Here is a 22452-nt window from a genome sequence, read left to right on the forward strand (position 1 = left end):
GCAGGCTTTTGCCTGCCGTAAGCGAGCATTTCAAGTGTTAAATGCTCTAGTAAGAACAGACGGAGAGGAAAGACTTGCGTTTTTGCGGGGAGAAAGGGGGATAAACAGCGGCAGCGTGTTGCGTGTGTCTGCAAAGGGCAAGGCCCGCGGCCTGGACCGGGCCTTGCCTGACAGGCGCTTCCGCCGCCGGGCGGCGCGGGGAACAAAAGGGGGAAGGGAGCCTCTTGAAAAAAGCTCCCTTCCCCTCACGGCCTTGTAAGTACTCTTTATTTGCGCGGTTAGCGCCGGAATGAGCATTTCAAGTGTTAAATGCTCTAGTGGCCCAGCACTTCCACTGTGGCCAGGGCGATCTGCAGTTCCTCATTGGTGGGGATGACCAGCACGGGGATGCGGCTCTCCGGCGTGGAAATGGTGCGCGCGCCGGGCTTGCGGGTGCTGTTTTCCTTCTGGTCCAGCGTAACGCCAAAGGCTTCCAGCCCTGCGCAGACTTGGGCGCGCACGATATCGTCGTTTTCGCCGATGCCGGCGGTAAAGACCAGAGCGTCCGCCTTGCCTTCCAGCAGCACCAGATACGCGCCCAGGGTCTTTTTGATGCTGCGCACCAGCAGGGCCAGAGCCAGGGCGGCGCGCTGGTCGCCTTTTTCCACCTGGGCGTGCACGTCGCGCATGTCCGTATAGCCGCAAAGGCCCAGCAGACCGGATTTTTTGTTCATCAGGGTGTCGGCTTCGGCCGGGCTCAGGCCCTTTTTCTCCATGACAAAAGGCACAATGGCCGGGTCGATGCTGCCGCAACGGGTGCCCATGACCAGACCTTCCAGCGGGGTCAGGCCCATGCTGGTGTCAAAACACTTGCCGTTTTTGACGCAGCTCATGGAAGAGCCGTTGCCCAGATGCATGGTGATGGAGCGCAGCTCGCCCAGCGGCTTGCCCAGGTATTCCGCCGTCTTGTGGGCGATGTACTTGTGCGATGTGCCGTGGAAGCCGTAGCGGCGGATTTTCAGCTCTTCATACAGCTTGTAGGGCAGGGCGTACATATAGGCTTCCTGCGGCATGCCCATGCCGAATTCCGTGTCAAACACGGCCACGTTGGGCACGCCGGGGAAGAGCTCTTCCGCTACTTCAATGCCCATGAGGTTGGCCGGGTTGTGCAGGGGCCCCAGGGGAAAGCACTCCCGTATAATGCCCTTGATGCGGTCGTCCACGCGCACGGGCTGGCTCACGGCTTCGCCGCCGTGCAGCACGCGGTGCCCGATGGCGTAGATTTCGCTCTTGTCTTTGATAACGCCCTTCTGGGCATCGGTGAGCAGGGCGATGACCAGCTTCATGGCGTCCACATGGGTCTTGAACTCCGCCTCGCGGATGAGTTTTTCTTCCTTGTCCGTATCCGGGGCGATTTTGTGGGTCAGGCGACCGCCCCCCTGGCCGATGCGTTCGGCCAGACCGGAGCAGAGCACGCGGCGGTCGTCCATTTCCAGCAGTTGGTATTTGCAGGACGAAGAGCCCGCGTTGATGACCAGAACTTTCATAGCAGTACCTTTTTGCATTGGAGCGCGCTGCCGGGCAGCGTGCATCCTTGCCTGTTGCGGCACCCAGGCCGTGAGAAGGGAAATCGGCGGCAAGGAGGGCTGCGCCCCCTTTGCCGCCGGAGGCATCTTCTACCAGTATTCCGGTCGCCCGCTTACGCTTTGGCGGCCTTTTTTTCTGCCGCGGCCTGTACTGCGGTAATGGCCACGGTGTTGACAATATCAGGCACGGTGCAGCCGCGCGAGAGGTCGTTGACCGGCTTGTTCAGGCCCTGGAGCACGGGGCCGATGGCCACGGCCCCGGCGGCGCGCTGCACGGCCTTATAAGTGTTGTTGCCCGTGTTCAGGTCCGGGAAGATGAACACGGTGGCGCGACCGGCCACCTGGCTGTCGGGCATTTTGGTCTTGGCCACGCTGGGGTCGATGGCGGCGTCGTACTGCAAGGGGCCTTCCAGGGCCAGGTCCGGGGCCATTTCTTTGGCAATGCGGGTGGCTTCCACCACCACGTCCACATCCGCGCCCTTGCCGGAGGTGCCCGTGGAGTAAGAGAGCATGGCCACGCGCGGTTCAATGCCGAAGACCTGGGCCGTGTGGGCCGAGGCTATGGCTATTTCCGCCAGTTGCTGGGCCGTGGGGTTGGGGTTCACGGCGCAGTCGCCGAAGGCCAGCACGCGGTCTTTGAGGCACATGAGGAAGACGGACGAAACCACCGAAAAGCCGGGCTTGGTTTTGACGAACTCAAAGGCCGGGCGGATGGTGTGGGCCGTGGTGTTGATGGAGCCGGAAACCATACCGTCGGCGTCATCTTTCTTGACCATCATGGTGCCGAAGTAGGTGGCGTCGGTCATGGTGTCGCGGGCCTGTTCCGGGGTGATGCCCTTCTTTTTGCGCAGTTCGTAGTAGGTGGCGGCGTAGTCGTCAAACTGGGGCGCGTGCATGGGGTCGATGATGGTGGCCTTGCTGATGTCCAGGCCCAGGGTGCTGGCCTTGGTGCGGATTTTTTCCACATTGCCCAGCAGAATGATTTCGGCCACATCGCGGCGCAGCAGAATGTCCGTGGCCCGGAGGATGCGTTCTTCCATGCCTTCGGCCAGGACAATGCGCATTTTGTCCGTTTTGGCGCGTTCGATAAGCTCAAACTCGAACATCATGGGCGTGATGCGGCTGCTGCGCTCGCCGCCGATGCGGCTGGTGATTTCCTTGCCGTTGACGTGGTGCTCAAAAAGCCCCAGCACGGTGTTGATCTTGCGCAGGTCGCCGGGCTCAATGGGGGCGATAATGCCCTGCAGGGCCAGTACGGCCTTGTAGGTGTGGTCCTGAGTCATAAGGATGGGCAGGGGGGAGCCGGTCCAGCCCTCAATGAACTTGCAGACCCGTTCTGAAGGGCGCAGCCCGCCCGTAAGCAGCACGCCGGCGATGTCCGGAGTGGAGGAGGAAAGGCGCGAGGCAATGGCCGCCAGCAGCACGTCCGTGCGGTCGCCGGGGGTGACCAGCAGCTGGTCTTTGGCAATGTAGCCCAGCACGTTATCCACATGCATGGCGGCGATGAGGTAGTCGCCCACCAGGGCATCCAGGCGGTTTTCACCAAAAAGCACCTGGGCGTTGAGGCCTTTTTTCACGTCGCGCATGGTGGGCTGGCCGATGGTGGGGTCGTTGGGCACGGAGTAGATCAGCGCCGGGCGGTCGTCCGTGCTGAACTGGCCGCGCAGTTCGTCCAGTTCGGTCTGGCTCAGGTTGCGGCGGTTGATGATGGTGGCCACCACGTCCAGGGCATGGGGCTTGAGGCTGTCCATGGTGATCTGCAGCGATTCGCGGATGTCTTCTGCGCTCACGTTGTAGCCGCTGGTAACCAGAATGACCGGGCAGCCCAGGTTGGCGGCGATTTCGGCATTGAGCTCAAATTCAAAGACAGGGTCTTTGGCCAGAAAGTCGGTGCCCACGCAGAGCACGAAATCGTGGGTTTCCAGCAGTTTTTTGTATTTCTGGATGATGTGTTCAATAAGCAGGTTGCGGGAGCCCTGATTGATGATCTGGCGGGCTTCGCGCTGGGTGTAGGCAAAGGTGTCCGCGTAGTCCATGTTGAGTTTGAAATACTCAAGCATGAGGTTGATGTCGGGGTCGCGGTCGTCCCAGAGGGGTTCGTTGATGATGGGGCGGAAAAAGGCCACCTTGCGCATGCTGCGGCTGAGCAGCTGCATGGCCCCCAGGGCAATGGCGCTTTTGCCCGTCATGGGGCCGGTGGCGGTGATGTAGAGACCTTTAGGCATGGTGCCTCCAGCGGTTGGCCGTCGTGCGCGCAGACGGGGATTTTCCGGCCCGGGCCGTTGCGCGGCCCGCCGGACGCCGCTGCGCAGGCGGAGGAACACAAAAAGGGCGCGGGCTTTGCCGCGCCCCGACCACATGTATATGTCCGGCGTTGCCCGCGTCCGCCGTTTCCGTGGCGTCGTCCCCGGCAGGACGGCGTCGGGTCCGGGCGGACGCGGGCATCATTACGGTTGTTCCCTACTTGGCCTCAGAGGGGTCGGGGTAGGGCATTTCAGCCATCTGCTTGAGCATGGCGTAGCGCTCCGCATAGGCTTCGGCCAGTTCGGCGCGCAGCTTTTTGGAGGCTTCGGGGTCTTTCTTCTCCAGCGAGGCGTAGCGGGTTTCACCGCCCAGGAATTCCTGAATGTCCGCGCTGGGGGCCTTGCTGTCCAGCAGGAAGGGGTTCTTCTTTTCCTTGGCCAGCTCAGGGTTGTAGCGGTACAGGGGCCAGTAGCCGGTCTGCACGGCCATCTTGGCTTCTTCCTGGCTGCGGCCCATGCCCTTGCGCAGGCCCTGGTTGATGCAGGGAGCGTAGGCGATGATCAGCGAGGGGCCTTTGTAGGCTTCGGCTTCGCGGAAGGCCTTGAGAACCTGCTGCTTGTCCGCGCCCATGGACACGGAAGCCACATACACATAGCCGTAGGTCATGGCCATGCGGCCCAGGTCTTTTTTGCCGGTGCGCTTGCCCGCGGCGGCAAACTGCGCCACGGCGCCCAGCGGCGTGGCCTTGGAGGACTGGCCGCCCGTGTTGGAGTATACTTCGGTGTCCATAAGCAGCACGTTGATGTCGTCGCCGCAGGCCAGGACGTGGTCCAGGCCGCCGTAACCGATGTCGTAGCCCCAGCCGTCGCCGCCGAAGATCCAGACGCTCTTCTTGGTGAAGAGGTCGCTCATGTCCCAGATCTCATGGGCCAGGGCGCTGTTCAGGGCGTCGATGTTGTCGAGCACGTCCTCACCGAACTTGCGGGAGGCTTCGGGGTCGTCCTGGTTGGCCAGCCAGCCTTCCAGAGCGGTTTTGAGTTCGGGGGTGAGGTCTTCCGTCTGCAGGGCCTGTTCCACCAGCATGCCCAGGCGCTTGCGGCGCTGCACGTAGGCCAAGCCGATGCCGCAGCCGTATTCGGCGGCGTCTTCAAACAGGGAGTTGCCCCAGGCCGGGCCGTGGCCGTCCTTGTTGGTGCAGTACGGCGTGGTGGGGGAAGAGGCGCCCCAGATGGAGGAGCAGCCCGTGGCGTTGGCCACCAGCATGCGCTCGCCAAAGAGCTGGGTGAGCACCTTGACATAGGGGGTTTCGCCGCAGCCGGCGCAGGCGCCGGAGAATTCGTGCAAGGGCTGCTGCAGCTGCGAACCCTTCACGCTGTCGCGAGACATGAGGCCGTCCTTGAGGGCCACGTGGCCTTCGGCGAAGGCCAGGTTGGCCTTCTGGACGTCCATCTGGATTTCCAGGGGCTTCATGACCAGGGCCTTAACCTTGGCGGGGCAGACTTCGGCGCAGGAACCGCAGCCCAGGCAGTCTTCGGGGTAGACCTGAATGCGGAAGTGCATGCCCTTGAGTTCTTTGCCCATGGCGGGCTTGGTGGTGAAGCCTGCGGGCGCGCCTTCAAGCTCTTCGTCCGTGGCGACCACGGGCCGGATGGCGGCGTGGGGGCACACAAAGGAGCACTGGCAGCACTGGATGCAGTTTTCCACCTGCCATTCGGGAATGTTGATGGCCACGCCGCGCTTTTCGCAGGCGGCGGTGCCCAGGGGCATGAAGCCGGCGGGGTCCATGGCCGAAACGGGCAGTTTGTCGCCCTGCTGGGCCAGAATGGGACGCACCACGGCGCGGATGTATTCCTCATCGCCGCAGTGACAGACTTCAGCGCCTTCGGTGGTGTCGGCCCAGGAGGCGGGGTATTTGATCTCTTCCAGGGCGTCCGAGCCCTTGTCCACGGCGGCGATGTTCATGTTGACGATCTTGTCGCCCTTGCTGCCGTAGGTTTTTTTGATGGATTCCTTGAGCAGGGCCACGGCCTTGTCAAAGTCCAGCACCTTGGCGAGCTTGAAGAAGGCCGTCTGCATGATCATATTGATGCGTCCGCCGAGGCCCACTTCCTGGGCCACCTTTACGGCGTCCACATTGTAGAACTTGAGCTTTTTGCGGGCGATGACGCGCTTCATGGAGGCGGGCAGGTGCTGTTCCATGTCAGCCAGGGACCAGCCGGAGTTGAGCACAAAGGTGCCGCCTTCCTTGATGCCTTCAAGAATGTCGTACTGGGTCACATAGGCGGACTTGTGGCAGGCGATGTAGTCGGCCTTGGTAATAAGGTAGGAGGACTTGATGGGCTCTTTGCCGAAGCGCAGATGCGAAACGGTGAAGCCGCCGGACTTTTTGGAGTCGTAGGCAAAGTAGGCCTGGGCGTAGAGGTCGGTGTTGTCGCCGATGATCTTCACAGCCTGCTTGTTGGCGCCCACGGTGCCGTCCGCGCCGAGGCCGAAGAACTTGCACTGCACGGTGCCGGAGGGCACGGTGTCGATTTCTTCTTCCACATCCAGGGAGGTATTGGTCACATCGTCGTTGATGCCCACGGTAAAGTGGTTTTTGGGCTGCAGGCCCAGCATGTTGTCAAACACAGCCTTGGCCATGCCGGGGGTGAAGTCCTTGGAGCCCAGACCGTAGCGGCCGCCCACGATGGTAGGCGCTTCGCCCTTTTCCATAAATGCGGTGCAGACGTCCTGGTACAGGGGGTCGCCCAGCGCGCCGCTTTCCTTGGTGCGGTCCAGCACGGTGACGGCCGAAACCGTGGCCGGCAGGGCGCGCAGCAGATATTCGGGGGCAAAGGGGCGGTACAGGCGCACTTTGACAAGGCCCACGCGCTGGCCCAGACTGTTGAGGTACTGCACCGTTTCTTCGATGACCTCACAGGAGGAGCCCATGGCGATGATGACGCGGTCGGCTTCGGGGTGGCCCACATAGTCGAAGAGGTGGTACTTGCGCCCGGTGATGGATTCCACCTTCTTCATGTTCTCAATGACAATGGAGGGCACGGCTTCGTAGAAGAGGTTGGCGGCCTCGCGGTTCTGGAAGTAGATGTCCGGGTTCTGGGCGGTGCCGCGTACATGGGGGTGTTCGGGGTTCATGGCGGTGGCGCGGAATTCCTCCACCTTATCCCAGTTCACCAGGGGACGGATGTCTTCGTAGTCGATGACGCTGATTTTCTGCACTTCGTGCGAGGTGCGGAAGCCGTCGAAGAAATGGCAGAAGGGCAGGCTGGAGTCAATGGCCGAAAGGTGGGCCACCAGGGCGAGGTCCATGGCTTCCTGCACCGAAGCGGAGCACAAAAAGCAGAAGCCCGTCTGCCGGGCGGCCATGACGTCCTGGTGGTCGCCAAAGATGGACAGGGCGTGCGAGGCCAGGGCGCGCGCCGCCACATGGAAGACGCCGGGCAAAAGCTCGCCCGCAATTTTGTACATGTTGGGTATCATCAGCAGCAGGCCCTGAGAGGCCGTATAGGTGGACGTGAGCGCGCCACCCGAAAGCATGCCGTGCACCACGCCGGCCGCGCCGGCCTCGGACTGCATTTCGCGTACGATGACCGTCTGTCCCAGCAGGTTTTTCTGTCCCTTGGCGGCCATTTCGTCCATGACCTCGCCCATGACGGACGAGGGGGTGATGGGATAAATGGCTGCCGTTTCCGACAGGGCGTAGGCAATGTGCGCGGTGGCGTTATTGCCGTCCATGGTTTTCATGTGAGCCATCTGTTCCTCCTTGGCGCCCCGGCAGGGCGCGTGTTGTTTCCAGTTGGGCGCGGGAGCCGGCAGGCTCCTCAGAGTGCCCCGCGCGGGCGGGGGTGAACAGCGGCAGGGCTGCCGCCCGGTGCGGATGTGAAATTTGTGTTTGTGCTGCGTGTGGCTTTCGCTACTATATACAATCTGCCCTCGCACGTCCAGAAAGGCCTTGCCCCGTAAGGCCGTCGCGGGCTGCCCGGCGGTTTTGCCGTCAGGGCTCGCCTCTGGTCATGCCTGCCCTTAACCCTTTTTCTGCTTAGCATGAAATTGATTGTTTGAACAGTTAAAACAGCCCCTGTGGGAAAAAATTTTTCTCAATAAAAATATACTGCAATTTAGATATATTGCAGTATGATGAAATTTTTTCGGGCTGTTGGCTGTGGTTATATCAATAGGAATTACTGATAAGTTAGCTGCGCCCTTGCCATCAGGGCGCAAAGACACCAGGCGTGTGCTGTGGAGCGTCGGTACGGGCGGTTTGTCCGTGTTTTTCCGTCCGCCTTTTTTCCGCAACACCCCCGTGTGCCGGGAGGGCGGTAGGGGCGAACCTCAGGCGGCCGTGCGCCAGTATGTGGCCTCCAGGTGCCGCAGACATGGCCCGGCGTGGGCAAACTGCGGCCGTAGCTCGGCGTAATCGGGCACCATGCGGGCCTGGCCGTGGTCGTAGAGGATGAGGCTGCCGGCAAAGGCGTCCACATCGCCGGGGTCGTGGGTGATGATAATGGCCGGGATGGTCAGGTCGGCCATGAGTTCCAGCAGTTCGTCGCGCAGGCGCTCGCGCAGCAAAGGGTCCAGGGCGGAGAAAGGTTCATCCAGCAGCAGCAGGCGCGGGTCGGCGTTGAGGGCGCGGGCCAGGGCCGCGCGCTGGCGCTGGCCGCCGGAGATCTGCGAGGGCAGATGCCCGGCCAGACGTCCGATGCCAAAGCGTTCCAGCATGGCGTAGGCCTTTTCTTTTTCGCCGTTGCGCACCAGCCAGGGCCAGCAGCCCGTGCGGGGAAAGGCCACGTTCTGCAGCAACGTCAGGTGCGGGAAAAGGGCGTAGTCCTGAAACATGTAGCCGATGCGGCGCTGCTGCGCGGGGATGCAGATATTGCTTGCGGCGTCAAAAAGGGTGCAGTCGCCAATGCGGATGTGCCCGGCGTCGGGCCGCATAAGCCCGGCCAGGCATTGCATGGTCAGGGTTTTGCCCGATCCGGAGGGGCCGAAAAGCACGGCGCTTTTATCGCCGTCCTCGATACTGTAGTCCACGTTCAGGCTGAAGGGCGTGCGTGCGGTTTTGAATTTTTTGACCAGTCGCAGCGAGATCATGGTTACCGCCTTTTGAGTTTCAACAGCAGTTCCGCCGCCATAAGCAGGCTGATGCAGACCGCAGAGGTGATTACCACAAGCCATGCGGCCTGGGCGTCGTTGCCGGCCTGAAAGGCGTCATAAATGGCCAGGGCCAGGGTTTGCGTTTTGCCGGGAATGTTGCCCGCAATCATGAGGGTTGCGCCGAATTCGCCCATGCCCCGGGCAAAGGCCAGCATGATGCCGGCAAAGATGCCCTTCCAGGCCAAGGGCAGGGATACGCCGATGAAGATGCGCCACTCCGACGCGCCCAAGGTGCGGGCTGCGTCCTCCAGATGGCGGTCCACCTGCTCCAGCGAGGCGCGGGCCGATTTGTAAATAAGCGGGAAAACCACCACCGTGGCGGCCACTACGGCGCCCTGCCAGGAAAAAACCAGGTTGATGCCCATATCGGCCAGCCATTGGCCCAGCAGACCGCGGCGGCCCACCAGCAAAATGAGGTAGTAGCCGAGCACCGTGGGGGGCAGCACCATGGGCAAGGTACAGAGGGCGTCCAGCAAGGCGGGCAGGGGGCCCTTTTTGCGTGCCAGCAGCCAGGCCGTAAGGGTGGCCGCCACAAAGGAGATGGCCGTGGCCATGCCGGCCACGCGCAGAGAGAGCTCCAGCGGACTCCCGATGGAAACGGCGGAAAAATCCATTCCCGGAAACTCCTCCACAGGTCTGTGTCCCAGGGGACAACAAAAATAAGCCCTCGCAGTGTGCGGCGGCCTGCCGACCGGGTTGGCAAAGCCCGCGCGGCCGTCTCTGCCGAAGAGGCGTCCGCGCGTCGCGCGCTGCGGGGGGAGCAACGTCCGCGGCGGGTTCGCCGACGGTGTACGGTTACATAAAAACTACGGCAATATCCGGCGGCCCGCAAGGCGCGGCCAGGGCCGCGCCTTGCGGGCCTGCCCCTCTACGGCTTGGCAAAACCGTATTTGGCCAGCACCTGCTGCCCTGCGGGCGAAAGCACAAAGTTGAGGAATTCCTGCCCCATTTTGGCATTTTTGCCCGTGGTGGCCACGGCAATGGGGTAGGAAACGGGATCATGACCGCCCACCACCATGGCCACGTCCACCTTGGAGGCCAGCTGCTTGGCGTCGGTGCCGTACACAAAGCCGGCGTCCACTTCGCCGCGGGCTACATAGTCCAGCACCTGCCGCACGCTGTTGCCCAGAATAAGCTGGGGTTGCAGAGCGTCCCACAGTTTGGCTGTGGTCAGCGCGGCCTTGGTATAGCGGCCCACGGGCACGGAATCAGGATTGCCGACGGCTACACGTTTGTAGGTCTTGAGTTCGTCCAGCTTGGCGGGCTTTTGGGCCCCGGTGGGCACGATGAGCACCAGGTTGTTCTGCGCGAAGTTTTTGCGGGTGGCGGGGTTCACCACCTTGGAGGCCACGGCCTTGTCCATGGTGGCCTGGTCGGCCGAGGCGAACACGTCCACGGGCGCGCCTTCCTGAATCTGCTTGAGCAGCGGGTTGGAGGCGGCAAAATTTACGTGCACGGTCAGGCCGACATGCGATTTTTCAAACAGGGTCTTCAGCTCGGTGAAGGCGTTCGTCAGGCTGGCTGCGGCGGAGACGGTCATTTCGGCCGCTTGGGCCGGCAGGGCGAACAGCGCCGTGCAGGCCAGGGCAAGGACAAGTTTTTTCATACGATCCTCCAGTAGCGGTGGCGCGGAGTGCGCGTTTTGCGCAGTCTACAACAGCAAAAGGTTCGGGCAATGTCTTCACGATTATTTAAAAAATCGTGACAGCTGTACAAACGTGACCCTTTATCTGTATAAGATGAAAAAAAAAGACGGGAAAAAGCATGGAAAAGAGCAAGAACCGTGAGGAAATGGCCGCCCTCCTGCGAACCCTTTCGTCTGCGGACCGGGCTTGGCTGCGGCAGCGGCTGCTGCGGCGCGATTCCACGGCTTTGCTGCAGGACACAGGCCGCATCAGCCCACGGGAGCTGCTGGCCGTGGAATCCTGGCTCTGGGAGCGCGCCAGCGCTGCCCGCGGCCCGCGTGAAAAACGCCCCCGCCTGCGCATGTGGCTTATTTTTATGCTGCTGCGCTACGCGGCCCTGCGTCTGGTGGAGATTTTTGTGCTCAAGCCCACGCATCTGGACATGCGGGAGGGCGTTATCCATGTGCCTGGCGTGAACGGTACGCCCGGTCGCGAGGTGCCCTTGCCCCTTACGGTGAGCCGGCGGCTGCGCCGCGTGTTGGAAGATCCGGCCATGTTTCCGGAATCGCACGAGATCCTGCGCTGTGACGCCAGCTATGTACGCCGCTGTCTGCAGCAGTGCGGGGCAGCCTGTGGGTTGTCCAAGGGGCTGTTGAGCGCCCGCGCCCTGCGCCACACCCGCGCTCTGGAGCTGGGGCGTCAGGGGCTGCCTTTGCCCGTGGTGGATATTTTTTTGGGCCGACGGGCCGCGCCCGGCCAGAGCGGCCTTGTGCGCTGCGACCTGCAGGAGGCCCGGCGGCTTTTGCGTGAACAACTGCAAAGGGAGCGACCCATGAAAACCAGTGCCCGAAACGTCTTTCAGGGGCGCATTACCTCTTTGCGCAGCAGCGGTCTGTTGGTGGAGGTAGTGTTGCGCACCGCCGGCGGCCTGCGTGTGGCCGCCCTGATTACGGACGAGAGCCGCAAGACCCTGGCCCTGGCCGAAGGCAAGCTGGTCAACGCCAGCGTCAAGGCCCCCTGGGTGCTGGTGCAGGCGGGAGAATTGCCCAAGAACGCCTCTACCCCGGCGGAAAATTGTTTTGCGGGCATGGTGGAGCGGGTACGCGAGGATGACATGGTGGCTGAAATCCTGGTGGCCCTGCCCGAAGGCAGCCTGGTCTGCGCTCTGCGCAACCGCAGTGCGGAGAACCCTGTGTCCCTGACGGCAGGGCAGAAGGTGACGGTGTTTTTCAAGGCTTTTTCTGTTATTCTTAATTTGGATTGAACCGCCAAAAACTGAAGCAACGGCCCGGAGCAGAAGCGTGGGGCTGCGGCAGCCCGCTTCGGTGGTGGAGTTTTTTGCACCGGTGCGGGCTTTGGTGCGGGCTTGGGGCGGTGTAAAGCCCGACCCCCGGCAGGCTTCGCGCCCCTTCCCCTTGCTGCGGCAAGCTGCGTCGCAGACAAAGTTTTTGAACCATCGCTCCGCCATCTTGACTTCAGGCCCGTTTTAGCGGAACTGTTTTCAGTCTGGCCTGACCAACAAGGATGGTTCCTGACCGCGCGTAACGGGCACAGCCCGTGCGGGAGACGGTCGGGGCGTCGGGCGGCAAGCAGCACAGCGAGGAAAGTGAGACGAATGTCCAAACTTCTGGATTTTGCACTGGGAATGTTTTCCAATGACCTGGCCATTGACCTGGGCACAGCCAATACCTGTGTTTACGTCAAGGGGCACGGCATTGTTCTGCGCGAACCTTCAGTGGTGGCGGTCAAAAAAGACTCCCGCGGCAACAACGTGGTTCTGGCCGTGGGGCACGACGCCAAGCGCATGCTGGGCAGAACGCCCGGCAATATCTGGGCCATCCGCCCCATGAAGGACGGCGTTATCGCCGATTTTGAAATTACCGAAGCCATGTTGCGTCACTTCATCGCCAAGGTGCACAATTCGCGGCGGCTGGTGCGCCCGCGCATCATGATCTGCGTGCCCACGGGCATCACCCAGGTGGAAAAGCGCGCGGTGAAGGAATCGGCCCAGTCCGCCGGCGCGCGCGAGGTCTACCTTATTGAAGAGCCCATGGCCGCAGCCATCGGCGCGGACCTGCCCATTCAGGAGCCCACCTCCAACATGGTGGTGGATATCGGCGGCGGTACTACGGAGGTGGCGGTCATTTCCCTTTCGGGCATTGTGTATTCGCGCTCGGTGCGCGTGGGCGGCGACAAAATGGACGAAGCCATCATGACCCACGTCAAGCGCAAGTACAACATGCTCATCGGCGAATCCTCGGCCGAAGAGATCAAGATCAAAATTGCCTCGGCCTATCCCCTGGATCCGGAGCAGCAGATCGAGGTCAAAGGCCGCGACCTGGTAACGGGCATCCCACAGAATATCATCATCACCTCCGAAGAAGTGCGCAAGGCCATTTCCGAGCAGGTGGACAGCATTGTGCAGGCCGTGCGCATCGCCCTGGAACAGACCCCGCCCGAACTGGCGGCGGATATTGTGGACCGGGGCATTGTACTCACAGGCGGCGGCGCGCTGCTCAAGGGGCTGGACCAGCTGTTGCGGGAGGAAACCTCCCTGCCCATCACGGTGGTGGACGACCCGCTTTCCACCGTAGTGGTGGGCACGGGCCGGACGCTGGACAATCTGCACATCCTCAAGGAGGTGTGCATCGACTAGCGCCGCGTTCCTTGAGCCTGCTGGCGCGCACACGGCGGCCGCTCCGCCGCATGAGCGCGCAGCAAGACTGTGCGAACTTACGCGGCGAGCGTCTGCTTATGCAGCCGCCAGGGCGTGTTGCGGGTGCAATGTTCTGGAACCCTCCGCCCGGGCACGCTTCGCATCGCCCGTATAGCCAGGCGGCGCCGTGCCGGAAGTTTTCGCTCCGGGGCGGTGCCGTGCGCGTTGGCGGCCGTTGGCCCCAACGGCGTTGCCCTGTTTGTCGCAAAAGCGAAAACCCCACCTCCTCGGGAGCACCCCCACGTGACACTGCGGCGTCTTCTCCTCCTTGCGGGCGTTTTGCTCATTCTGTTTCTGGGCATGTATTCCTGGAACCAGCGCACGCATACTCTGGATGGTCTGGCCGCCCAGGTGGGGCTGGAGCTCGCAGGGGCCGTGCTCAAACCCATCCGGACCGTGCAGGATTCGGTGGAGGGCGTCTGGACCCGCTATTTCGATCTGGTGGGCGTGCGGGAAGAAAATCAGCGTCTGCGCCAGGAAGTGCAGGATCTTCAGGCCAGACTGCTGGCCAACGGCGAGGACCTGGCCGAACTGCACCGTCTGCGCGCCCTGGTGCAGCTGCCCGTGGACCAGAGCTGGCGTCCCTTGGGGGCGCGCGTGCTGGCCGGGCGCATGGGCCCCAACGCCGTGCTGGACAGCATAACCATCAGCCGGGGCTACAGCACGGGCGGCAGACCGGGCACGCCCCTGGTCACCAATCTGGGCCTGGTGGGACGGGTGCTGCGGGCCAGTGCCCACAGCGCCATTGTCCTGCTGCTGACGGACCCTTCCAGCCGCATTGCCGTGTTCTCACAGGAAAGCCGCGCGCCGGGCATTCTTACGGGCATGGGCACGGGCCAGAAGCTGGAGGTCAATTTTGTGCACCGCGACGCCAAGGTGCGCTCCGGCGAAATACTCATTACTTCCGGTCTGGACGGCAAATATCCCAAGGGCATTCCCGTGGCCCGGGTGCTCAGCGTGGCCCCTTCCGACTACACCCAGTTCATGGCCATCAAGGCTGAACCCCTGGTAGACCTGCAGCATCTGGAAGAAGTGCTTTTGCTGGAGCCTACGGGCATGGCCCCACCGCCAGACCCCGGCGCGCCGCCCAAGGAATTTATCGGCCCGCCGGCCCCCGGAAGCCTCGCCCCATGAGCCGCCTGCGCAACGTCCTTTGGTGGCTGGGCTTCTGCGCCTGCGCCGTGGCCTTGCAGACCGCAGTGCCGGGGCTGGACGCCCTGGTGGTGGGCCTTGTCATTCTGCTGCAGGAGCGGGACTACAAAAACATGCTCTGGCTGCTGCCGCTGTTTGTGCTGCTGCAAGAGGGCATGGGCACGCGGATTTTCGGCGGGATCATCGTCTGGTACGCGGCGGTCATTGCGCTGTTTAAACTGGGGCGCTGGCTGTTTGAAGTGGAAAATTTCATCTTCGTCTTCCTGCTTTCGGCCTGTCTGGGCGGGGCCTATTACGGCGTGTCCTGGCTTATGGCCCCGCTGCAGGATCTGCCTTTCAACGTGCGGGATACGCTGGACAAAAGTCTGATCCAGGCCCTGTACGTGCCCTTTGCCTGGCGGCTTTTGGTGGCCGTCAGACCCGGAAACCGGCATGAAGCGGAAAACTGACCCCCATCTTTCCCCGTCCGGGACGCGGCCGCCGCGTCGCGGCATCCGCTCCTGGCTGCGCATTCAGGTAGAAAGCGAAAGCTACCAGCCGCCGCGCGCCGGGGCCATCCTGCTGCAGGTCATGGTGGGGCTTATGTTTTTTGTGCTGGTGGTGCGCTTTTGGTATCTGCAGGTGCACCGGGGCGAAGAATTCGCCCGCCAGGCCCAGGACAACCGTTTGCGTATCGAGCGCATCTTTGCCCCGCGTGGCCGCATTCTGGACGACAAGGGCCGCGTGCTGGCCGACAACCGCACGGCCTACGGCCTTTCTCTGGTGCGGGAGGACTGCCCGGATATCCCGGCCACCCTGGCGCAGATCAGCCAGTGGTCCGGTATTCCCCTTGTCCAGCTTTGGGAAAAGTATCGGCAGGACCGCTTTAAGGTGAAGTCTTTTGAGCCGCTCCTGCTTATTACGGACATCGACTTCGACCTGGTGGCGCGCATAGAATCGGAAATCCACGCCTGGCCAGGCCTGGAAGTGGTGGTGCGGACCAAACGCAGCTACCCGGAAAAAGATCTCTTTGCCCATGTGCTGGGCTATGTAGCCGAGGCCAACGAGCAGGAAATGGCCGCAGACAGCGCCTTGGCCATGGGCGACCTGGTGGGCAAGCAGGGCCTGGAGCTGGAGCTGGAAAAACAACTGCGCGGGCGCAAAGGCCTTTACGACGTGGAGGTGGACGCCCACGCCAGGGTGCTGGGCAAAACCCTGCGCGAGGAACCGCGCGGCGGACGTGAAATCCGTCTTTCTCTTGACCGGGACCTGCAGCAGGCAGCCTGGGACGCCCTGGGCGGCGAGGCGGGCTGCGTGGTGGTGCTGGAGCCGGACACGGGCAAACTGCGCGCCCTGGTCACGTCGCCAGCCTACGACAATAACCTTTTTGCCGCGGGCATTTCGCAACGCGACTGGGACGCCCTGCGCACCAACAACCGTTTTCCCCTCCAGAACCGGGTGATCCAAAGCGTCTACCCCCCGGGCTCGGTCTGGAAGCTGGTCATGGCCACCATGCTCCTGGAGCATGGCGTCAATGCGCGCGAAACCGTGTTTTGCCCCGGTCAGGTCAAGCTGGGCAACCAGATTTTTCGCTGCTGGAAGCGGGGCGGGCACGGCGCCGAAGACTTGCTGCACGCCCTCATTGATTCCTGTGACGTCTACTTTTACATTATGGGCGAGCGCATGGGCATTGACAAAATTGAGGAATACGCCAAAGCCAGCGGCTTCGGGCGGCCCACGGGCATTGACCTGCCGCACGAAAAATCCGGCCTGGTGCCTTCCAGGGCCTGGAAGCGGCGGCGCTTTGGCCGCCCTTGGGTGCGCGGCGAAACCTACAATATCGCCATTGGTCAGGGCTATACCCTGGTCACGCCCGTGCAGGTGGCCGTGTTTGTGGCAGGGCTGCTCAACGGCGGCGATCTGCTTAAGCCCCAGCTGCTGGATGACGCATCTCGCGAAGTGCGCGGGCGTATTCCGGCCAAGCCGGAGAACCTCAAATTTGTGGTGGAGGCCATGCGCCGCGCCGCCGGCGGCGGCACAGCCAAAGTTGTGGGCCGCAAGGATGCGGACATGGGCGGCAAGACCGGCACGGCCCAGGTGGTCAAACTCAAAATGGCCGCCGGCGACCGCCGCCTGAAAAGCTCTGAAATGGAGTACGCCCAGCGTGACCACGCCTGGATAGCCACCTGGGGCATCAAGGACGGCAAGTCCTATGTGGTCATCGTCATGGTGGAGCACGGCGGCGGCGGTTCCAGCGTGGCCGGCCCCGTAGCCCGTAAGGTCTATGATTTTCTGTTCGGGCCCGACTCCGGCGTGGCCCCGCCTCCGCCCCCCGCGCAGCCCGGCGCGCGGCGGACGGACTAACAACGGACGCGGCATGGACAAACGCCTGTTCAGCTATCTTAACTGGGGCCTGCTGGCCTGCATGCTCCTGCTGTATCTGGTGGGCGTGGGCAACCTCTATTCCGCCAGCGGCACGCGGGTGGAAACGGGCCTCTCCCTCTCCAGCTTCTACCAGCGCCAGCTGATCTGGGGCCTCTGCGGCCTGGGCAGCATGCTCCTGGCCATGAGCTTTGACTACCGCCAGTTGCGCAATCTGGCCTGGCCCTTTTTCCTCATCACCCTGGCGCTTCTGCTGCTGGTGCCCGTGGTGGGCAAGACCGTGTATGGGGCCAAGCGCTGGCTCTCCCTGGGGTTTATGAGCATCCAGCCTTCAGAGATGGCCAAGCTCGCCGTGCTGGTGCTGGGCGCGCGCCTGCTGGCCCGCGACGGTCGCCCCCTGGGTTGGAAGGACTTTTGCGCCGTGCTCTGCGTAGGGCTGGTGCCCTGCGCCCTGATCATCAGTCAGCCCGACCTGGGCACCACCCTGCTTATTCTGCTTATTCTGGGGGGCATGATTCTGTTCCACGGGTTGCGGGGCTACGTGCTCAAAACCTGCCTGCTGGCGGTGCCCGCCCTGGCGGCTTTTATGTGGGTTGTGGGCATGCACGACTACCAGCGCCAGCGCATCCTTACTTTTCTGGATCCCGGCAACGACCCGCGCGGCACGGGCTATCACATCATCCAGTCCCGCATCGCCATCGGTTCGGGCCAGCTTTGGGGCAAGGGCTTCAAAGAAGGCACCCAAAGCCAGCTGCGCTTTCTGCCCGAACGCCACTCGGATTTCGCCGTGGCCGTGTTTGGCGAAGAATGGGGTTTTGTGGGCTGCGTGGTGCTGGTCACGCTTTTCTGTCTCTTTTTGCTCTCCATTTTCTCCACCGCCGTGCAGGCCAAGGACCGCTTCGGCAGCACCCTGGTGGTGGGCGTGTTCTTCTATTTTTTCTGGCAGATTCTGATCAATATGGGCATGGTCATCGGGCTCATGCCGGTGGTGGGCATTCCCCTGCCCTTCATCAGCTACGGCGGCAGCGCCACGGTGGTCAACTTCACTCTTTTGGGCATTGTGCTCAATGTGTCCATGCGTCGCTTTATGTTCAAAGGGTAAACCGCAAGCCAAAAAGGGGTGTTGGGCGTGGCCAAAGATGAAATAGCCTATCTGGGTTCCGATACCGTGTACGAAGGCAAGCTGCACTTCAAGGGCACTGTGCGCATCGAAGGCCGCTATACCGGTGAAATAGTCAGTGAAGGCGTGCTTAATGTGGGCAAGGACGCCCATGTGGAGGGTGTGCTGGACGTGGGCGAATTGCTGCTTTCGGGTCGCTTTTCCGGCCAGGTTACCGCCCGCCGCCGTGTGGTGGTCTATAATTCCGGCTTGCTGGAAGGTGAAGTCTGCACCCCCAGCATGCTCACTGAAGAAGGCGGCGTTATCGAAGGCCAGGTCCACATGAAAAACCCCTCCAAACCCAAGGATGCCTGACGCGGCGGGAAAAGGGGGGAAGAGGATCTTTTTTGCCTCATGCCGTCTCCATCCTGCAAAAAACTTTTTTGGTTGCCGCGGCGGGCTGGAGATAAGAGGGGAAATCTGTCCGGGCGGACAGCAGTGTCCTGCAGCAGAAAAGGCCGTTCCCCAAGGGGAGCGGCCTTTTCTGTTATACAGATCCGGTAGGCAATGGGGCACAGGTAATCCGCGCTAACTGCAGCGCGAAAAACCGCAGGCAGGGCAGGTCAGGCAGCCTTCCTGAAAGAGCAGGGCCTCGCCGCATTCGGGGCAGACCTGCCCCTGAATGTCGCTGACCATGCCCACATGTTCGCCGTGGAGGTAGTGGTTTTCCAGCGCCCAGGCAATGGCGTCGGGGATGGAAAGCAGCAGCCCTTTGTGGCGAAACACGGGGTGCTCGCCGCCTATGCCCTTGAGCTGGGCGATCACGTCGCGCACGTTGACGCCGGAGCGCAAAGCCAGGGAAACCAGGCGGCCGATGGCTTCGGCCTTGGCGGTGATGGAGTGCCCGGACTTGCCTATGGTGGCAAAAACCTCAAAGGGGCAGCCCTCCACTTCATTGACGGTAAGGTACATGGTGCCGAGGCCCGTGGGCACTTTTTGGGTGAAGCCCCAGAGGATGTCGGGCCGACGGCGCACGCCCGCGCTCAGCGAGGGGGTGGGGGCCTCCTGCGGCAGGGGCTGCGGTTCGCCGGTGGCATCCGCGCCCGGATCCGCAGCCTGGGCCGCGCCCTGATTTTGTTCCATGGCCTTTTGCCCTTCGCCGGTGGCGAGCACCTGCACGCTTTTGCAGCCGTCGCGGTAGACGGTGACGCCCTTGCAGCCTTCCTTGTAGGCCAACCAGTAAATGTCAAAAATATCCTTTTCCGTGGCCTCGTGGGGCAGGTTCACGGTCTTGGACACGGCGTTGTCCGTGTGGCGCTGGAAGGCGGCCTGCATGCGCAGATGCCAGACTGGGGCCATATCCATGGCCGTGACAAAGACGCGGCGCAAATCTTCGGGCAGAAAATCCAGGTCCTTCACGGAACCCTTGGCGGCCACGGCTTCCATGATTTCCGGGCTGCACATGCCGGCCTGGGCCAGGGCGGCCTCAAAGTAGGGATTCACCTCCAGCAGACGTTCGCCGTCCAGGATATTGCGGGTGAAGCAGAGGGCGAACAGGGGTTCCACACCCGAGGAGCAGCCCGCAATGATGGAGAGGGTGCCCGTGGGCGCGATGGTGGTAACCGTGGCGTTGCGGTAGGGGCCTGCCTTTCTGGCGGCGTAGACCGAGCTGCCGTAGGCCGGGAAGGGGCCGCGTTCCTGCGCCAGCTGGGCCGAGGCCTTGTGCCCTTCTTCCTGGATAAAGGCCATGAGGCGTTCGCCCAGGGCCAGGCCCTCCGGAGAGTCGTAGGGCACGTTCAGCTGAAAAAGCAGGTCGGCAAAGCCCATGACGCCCAGGCCGATTTTGCGGTTTTTTCTTACGGTTTCTGTAATAATTTCCAAAGGGAAGCGTGAGGCATCAATAACATTATCCAAAAAGCGCACGGCCAGATGCACCACGCGGGCCAGTTCCGCCCAGTCCACGCCGTTCCGGGCCGGGTCTGCCTCGTTTTCGTGCCCTGGCGTAAAAAAGCGGGCCAGGTTGACGGAGCCCAGGTTGCAGGCTTCAAAGGGCAGCAGGGGCTGTTCGCCGCAAGGGTTGGTGGATTCGATTTCTCCCTGGTCCGGGGTGGGGTTGTCGCGGTTGATGCGGTCCAGAAAGACGATGCCGGGGTCGCCGGACTGCCAGGCCTTTTTAACCAACAGGTCAAAGACCTCGCGGGCGCGCAGGCGGTGGGCCACCTCTCCGGTGTGGGGATCGCGCAGGTCGTAGGGCGCGTCCTTTTCCACCGCCTGCATAAAGGCTTCGGTCAGGCCGACGGAAAGATTGAAGTTATTGAACTCCCCTTCCTTTTCCTTGGCGCGGATGAACTGGAGGATGTCCGGATGGTCCACGCGCAGAATGCCCATATTGGCCCCGCGCCGGGTGCCGCCCTGCTTGATTTGCTCTGTGGCCGTGTTGAAGATGCGCAAAAAGGAAACCGGGCCGGAAGCAACCCCGCCGGTGGAGCCCACCCGGCTGTCGCGCGGGCGCAGGCGAGAGAAGGAAAAGCCCGTGCCGCCGCCGGATTTGTGGATCATGGCCGCGTATTTGACGGCATCAAAGATCTCTTCGATGGAGTCGCCCACGGGCAGCACGAAGCAGGCCGAAAGCTGGCCCAGGTCCGTACCTGCATTCATGAGCGTGGGGGAGTTGGGCAGGAATTTCCAGCTGGTCATCAGCTCATAGAATTCCCGCGCCAGGGCTTCGGGGCTGTAGGGGCTTTGGTAGGCAGCCTCCTGCGCGGCAATAGCCGCGGCCACGCGCCAGAAGAGGTCGCGCGGCGTTTCTTCAAGGCTCCCGTCGGGGTTTTTGCGCTGATAACGCTTTTGCAGTACCACGGCGGTATTGCGGGAGAGTTCCGGTTCAGGCAAATCGGTAGGCAAAGGCAGCATGATCATCCTTCTTGCAGGTGCGCCCGTGCGGGCGGCTGGGTAGACTATAGATATCGAGTAGTATCAGGTGCGTAAGTGCTGGCGTCCGGGCGCGCTGGCCTGCGCCACGGAGTAGTATACACGCTTGCGGACTGAAGAAAAGGGCCGTAAAGCCGCTTGCTTCCGTTAACAAATCGGAATCATTGCTGTTTAAAATGGACTTTACGATGCATTTGGCGGCAAGGTCCTGGCTGGGGCGCAAAAAAGGCCGGCAACCGCCACTGGTGCGGTCCCGGCCCTTTGAGGGCCTGCGCGGCGCGTCGGGTCGCGCCGCGCATGGACACAATTTTTAGGCGTTTCCACGTTGCAATGTCTGGCGGTTGCGTAAGCGAGTCTGCCGTGGAGGCGCAAGCGCTATTCATTTGTACGTTTAAGCCCGGAATGGGCGTGCCTTAACCTTTTAGAATACCTATTCGCAAAGGTAATCTGCTCTAAGGACGTACCAGAATTTTGATGTTATCGTCCTTGTTGTTGATAAGTTCCATAAAGCCTTTTTCCATGATGTCCCGCAGCGCAATCTTGCCGGTGATGAGGTTTTCGGCCTTGATGGCGCCCTTGGCCATGAGCGCGGCCAGACCTTTGAAGTCGTCAATGGTGTAGGCCAGGGTTCCCATGATCTTTTTGTCCGTACCGCTCAGGCTGAAGAAGTTAAAAGCGCTGGGTTCTTCAAAAATACCTACGATGATGGCCGTTCCCGTGTTGCGCAGCACGTCTACGGCCAAGGGGCCGGTAAACTTGTTGCCGATGCACTCAAAGGACACGTCCGCGCCGCAGCCGCCGGTAAGTTCGCGCACCTTGGCCACCGGGTCGCATTCCTTGGGGTTGATGATCACGTCGGCCCCGCACTCCTTGGCCTTGGCGATGCGCGCGCGGGACATCTCCAAGACGATGATCTTGCCCGCGCCCGCGGCCTTGACGGCCATGATGGTGCCCAGGCCGATGGTGCCTGCGCCCAGCACCACCACATTGAGCCCCAGAATGCTGCCGGCCATGCGCACGGCTTTGAAGCCCGTGGCCAGAGGCTCCATAACGGCCCCGGCTTCGGCCGAAACCCCTTCGGGCAGCACAAAGCAGAGGTTCGCCGGCACGTTGACCAGCCTGGCGAAGGCGCCGTCGTTGGCGAGGCCGGTAAACGCCAGTTTTTCGCACACGTTGTAGCGTCCTTCCCGGCAGGGTTGGCACTCTCCGCAGTGCTGGCAGGCGTCTGGGGCTACTGTATCGCCCACCTTGACGCTGTTGACCCCTTCGCCCAGGGCCACCACCTTGCCGCTGAATTCGTGTCCCAGAATAACGCTGCCCTGTTTGCCTGTGAGGGGGTGGGGCTTGTCCGCCGGGATAAAAATAGGGCCGGCCAGGTATTCGTGCAGGTCAGACCCGCAAATGCCGCACCAGTCCACCGCAACCTGCACCCAGCCTGGCGGCGGGGGCGGGGGGACGGGCACCGTTTCCACGCGAATGTCCTTTTTGCCGTGCCACACTGCTGCCTGCATATTTGCCGTCATAGAGCGACTCCTTTGATAAAAGGTGGAAGGAAATCGCTCTTGGATTTGCACAGGTTGTGCCGCCGGCAGAGCCCAAAGGCCC

At 62.2% G+C, this 22452-nt stretch carries 15 protein-coding genes; 7 read left to right on the top strand and 8 right to left on the bottom strand.

Annotated elements, in window-relative coordinates:
• Positions 1-314: 314 nt before the first annotated feature.
• From J7I12_RS12360 to modA, 6 genes are all read right to left on the bottom strand, one after another.
• Positions 315-1526 carry an acetate kinase gene (locus J7I12_RS12360; RefSeq protein WP_118230366.1) on the bottom strand — a complete coding sequence of 404 codons (1212 nt, stop codon included), beginning with the start codon at positions 1524-1526 and terminating at the stop codon, positions 315-317.
• A 152-nt stretch (positions 1527-1678) separates the two neighbouring features.
• Entirely contained in the window at positions 1679-3790 is a 2112-nt protein-coding gene (pta, locus tag J7I12_RS12365; protein WP_130958148.1) for a phosphate acetyltransferase, read from the bottom strand.
• A gap of 235 nt (positions 3791-4025) precedes the next feature.
• Complete coding sequence (gene nifJ, locus J7I12_RS12370; RefSeq protein WP_498793781.1) at positions 4026-7562, bottom strand: pyruvate:ferredoxin (flavodoxin) oxidoreductase; 3537 nt, start codon at positions 7560-7562, stop codon at positions 4026-4028.
• A gap of 579 nt (positions 7563-8141) precedes the next feature.
• A complete protein-coding gene (locus tag J7I12_RS12375; protein ID WP_118230364.1) occupies positions 8142-8900 on the bottom strand; it encodes an ATP-binding cassette domain-containing protein in 759 nt (252 codons plus the stop codon).
• A gap of 2 nt (positions 8901-8902) precedes the next feature.
• Positions 8903-9577: a molybdate ABC transporter permease subunit gene (modB, locus tag J7I12_RS12380; RefSeq protein ID WP_118230363.1), complete on the bottom strand. Its 675-nt coding sequence runs from the start codon at positions 9575-9577 to the stop codon at positions 8903-8905.
• A 254-nt stretch (positions 9578-9831) separates the two neighbouring features.
• Complete coding sequence (gene modA / locus J7I12_RS12385) at positions 9832-10569, bottom strand: molybdate ABC transporter substrate-binding protein (RefSeq protein WP_118230362.1); 738 nt, start codon at positions 10567-10569, stop codon at positions 9832-9834.
• Positions 10570-10727: 158 nt separating this feature from the next.
• On the opposite strand from modA, the gene J7I12_RS12390 reads away from it, so the two are divergent.
• The 7 genes from J7I12_RS12390 (at position 10728) to J7I12_RS12420 (ending at position 18291) form a co-directional block, all read left to right on the top strand.
• The gene (locus tag J7I12_RS12390) at positions 10728-11852 is read left to right on the top strand and encodes a TOBE domain-containing protein (protein WP_118230361.1); all 1125 of its coding nucleotides are present in this window, start codon (positions 10728-10730) and stop codon (positions 11850-11852) included.
• Positions 11853-12203: 351 nt separating this feature from the next.
• The gene (locus J7I12_RS12395; protein ID WP_118230360.1) at positions 12204-13244 is read left to right on the top strand and encodes a rod shape-determining protein; all 1041 of its coding nucleotides are present in this window, start codon (positions 12204-12206) and stop codon (positions 13242-13244) included.
• Between the two features lie 339 nt (positions 13245-13583).
• Positions 13584-14438, top strand: coding sequence for a rod shape-determining protein MreC (gene mreC / locus J7I12_RS12400; protein WP_242621260.1), 855 nt, complete (start codon positions 13584-13586; stop codon positions 14436-14438).
• Entirely contained in the window at positions 14435-14905 is a 471-nt protein-coding gene (locus J7I12_RS12405) for a hypothetical protein (protein WP_118230358.1), read from the top strand. Before mreC ends, J7I12_RS12405 begins: the two co-directional genes overlap by 4 nt.
• Before the next feature lie 55 nt (positions 14906-14960).
• Positions 14961-16799 (top strand): penicillin-binding protein 2, encoded by a 1839-nt coding sequence (gene mrdA, locus J7I12_RS12410; RefSeq protein ID WP_380059477.1) that lies wholly within the window; start codon positions 14961-14963, stop codon positions 16797-16799.
• A 13-nt stretch (positions 16800-16812) separates the two neighbouring features.
• Entirely contained in the window at positions 16813-17919 is a 1107-nt protein-coding gene (gene rodA / locus J7I12_RS12415; protein WP_118230356.1) for a rod shape-determining protein RodA, read from the top strand.
• A gap of 27 nt (positions 17920-17946) precedes the next feature.
• Positions 17947-18291 (top strand): bactofilin family protein, encoded by a 345-nt coding sequence (locus J7I12_RS12420; RefSeq protein ID WP_118230393.1) that lies wholly within the window; start codon positions 17947-17949, stop codon positions 18289-18291.
• 213 nt (positions 18292-18504) lie between these two features.
• Here the strand turns inward: J7I12_RS12420 and J7I12_RS12425 are convergent, their stop codons facing one another.
• Complete coding sequence (locus J7I12_RS12425; protein ID WP_288907780.1) at positions 18505-20829, bottom strand: vitamin B12-dependent ribonucleotide reductase; 2325 nt, start codon at positions 20827-20829, stop codon at positions 18505-18507.
• Between the two features lie 470 nt (positions 20830-21299).
• A complete protein-coding gene (locus J7I12_RS12430) occupies positions 21300-22370 on the bottom strand; it encodes a 2,3-butanediol dehydrogenase (protein ID WP_118230354.1) in 1071 nt (356 codons plus the stop codon).
• Positions 22371-22452: the final 82 nt, after the last annotated feature.

The organism is Desulfovibrio diazotrophicus, assembly GCF_902498985.2.
Lineage (GTDB): Bacteria > Desulfobacterota > Desulfovibrionia > Desulfovibrionales > Desulfovibrionaceae > Desulfovibrio > Desulfovibrio legallii.

Coding starts and splice junctions, on each gene's coding strand:
- J7I12_RS12360 (WP_118230366.1), bottom strand. CDS start 1,526: ATGAAAGTTCTGGTCATCAACGCGGGCTCTTCGTCCTGCAAATACCAA.
- pta (WP_130958148.1), bottom strand. CDS start 3,790: ATGCCTAAAGGTCTCTACATCACCGCCACCGGCCCCATGACGGGCAAA.
- nifJ (WP_498793781.1), bottom strand. CDS start 7,562: ATGGCTCACATGAAAACCATGGACGGCAATAACGCCACCGCGCACATT.
- J7I12_RS12375 (WP_118230364.1), bottom strand. CDS start 8,900: ATGATCTCGCTGCGACTGGTCAAAAAATTCAAAACCGCACGCACGCCC.
- modB (WP_118230363.1), bottom strand. CDS start 9,577: ATGGATTTTTCCGCCGTTTCCATCGGGAGTCCGCTGGAGCTCTCTCTG.
- modA (WP_118230362.1), bottom strand. CDS start 10,569: ATGAAAAAACTTGTCCTTGCCCTGGCCTGCACGGCGCTGTTCGCCCTG.
- J7I12_RS12390 (WP_118230361.1), top strand. CDS start 10,728: ATGGAAAAGAGCAAGAACCGTGAGGAAATGGCCGCCCTCCTGCGAACC.
- J7I12_RS12395 (WP_118230360.1), top strand. CDS start 12,204: ATGTCCAAACTTCTGGATTTTGCACTGGGAATGTTTTCCAATGACCTG.
- J7I12_RS12405 (WP_118230358.1), top strand. CDS start 14,435: ATGAGCCGCCTGCGCAACGTCCTTTGGTGGCTGGGCTTCTGCGCCTGC.
- rodA (WP_118230356.1), top strand. CDS start 16,813: ATGGACAAACGCCTGTTCAGCTATCTTAACTGGGGCCTGCTGGCCTGC.
- J7I12_RS12425 (WP_288907780.1), bottom strand. CDS start 20,829: ATGCTGCCTTTGCCTACCGATTTGCCTGAACCGGAACTCTCCCGCAAT.
- J7I12_RS12430 (WP_118230354.1), bottom strand. CDS start 22,370: ATGACGGCAAATATGCAGGCAGCAGTGTGGCACGGCAAAAAGGACATT.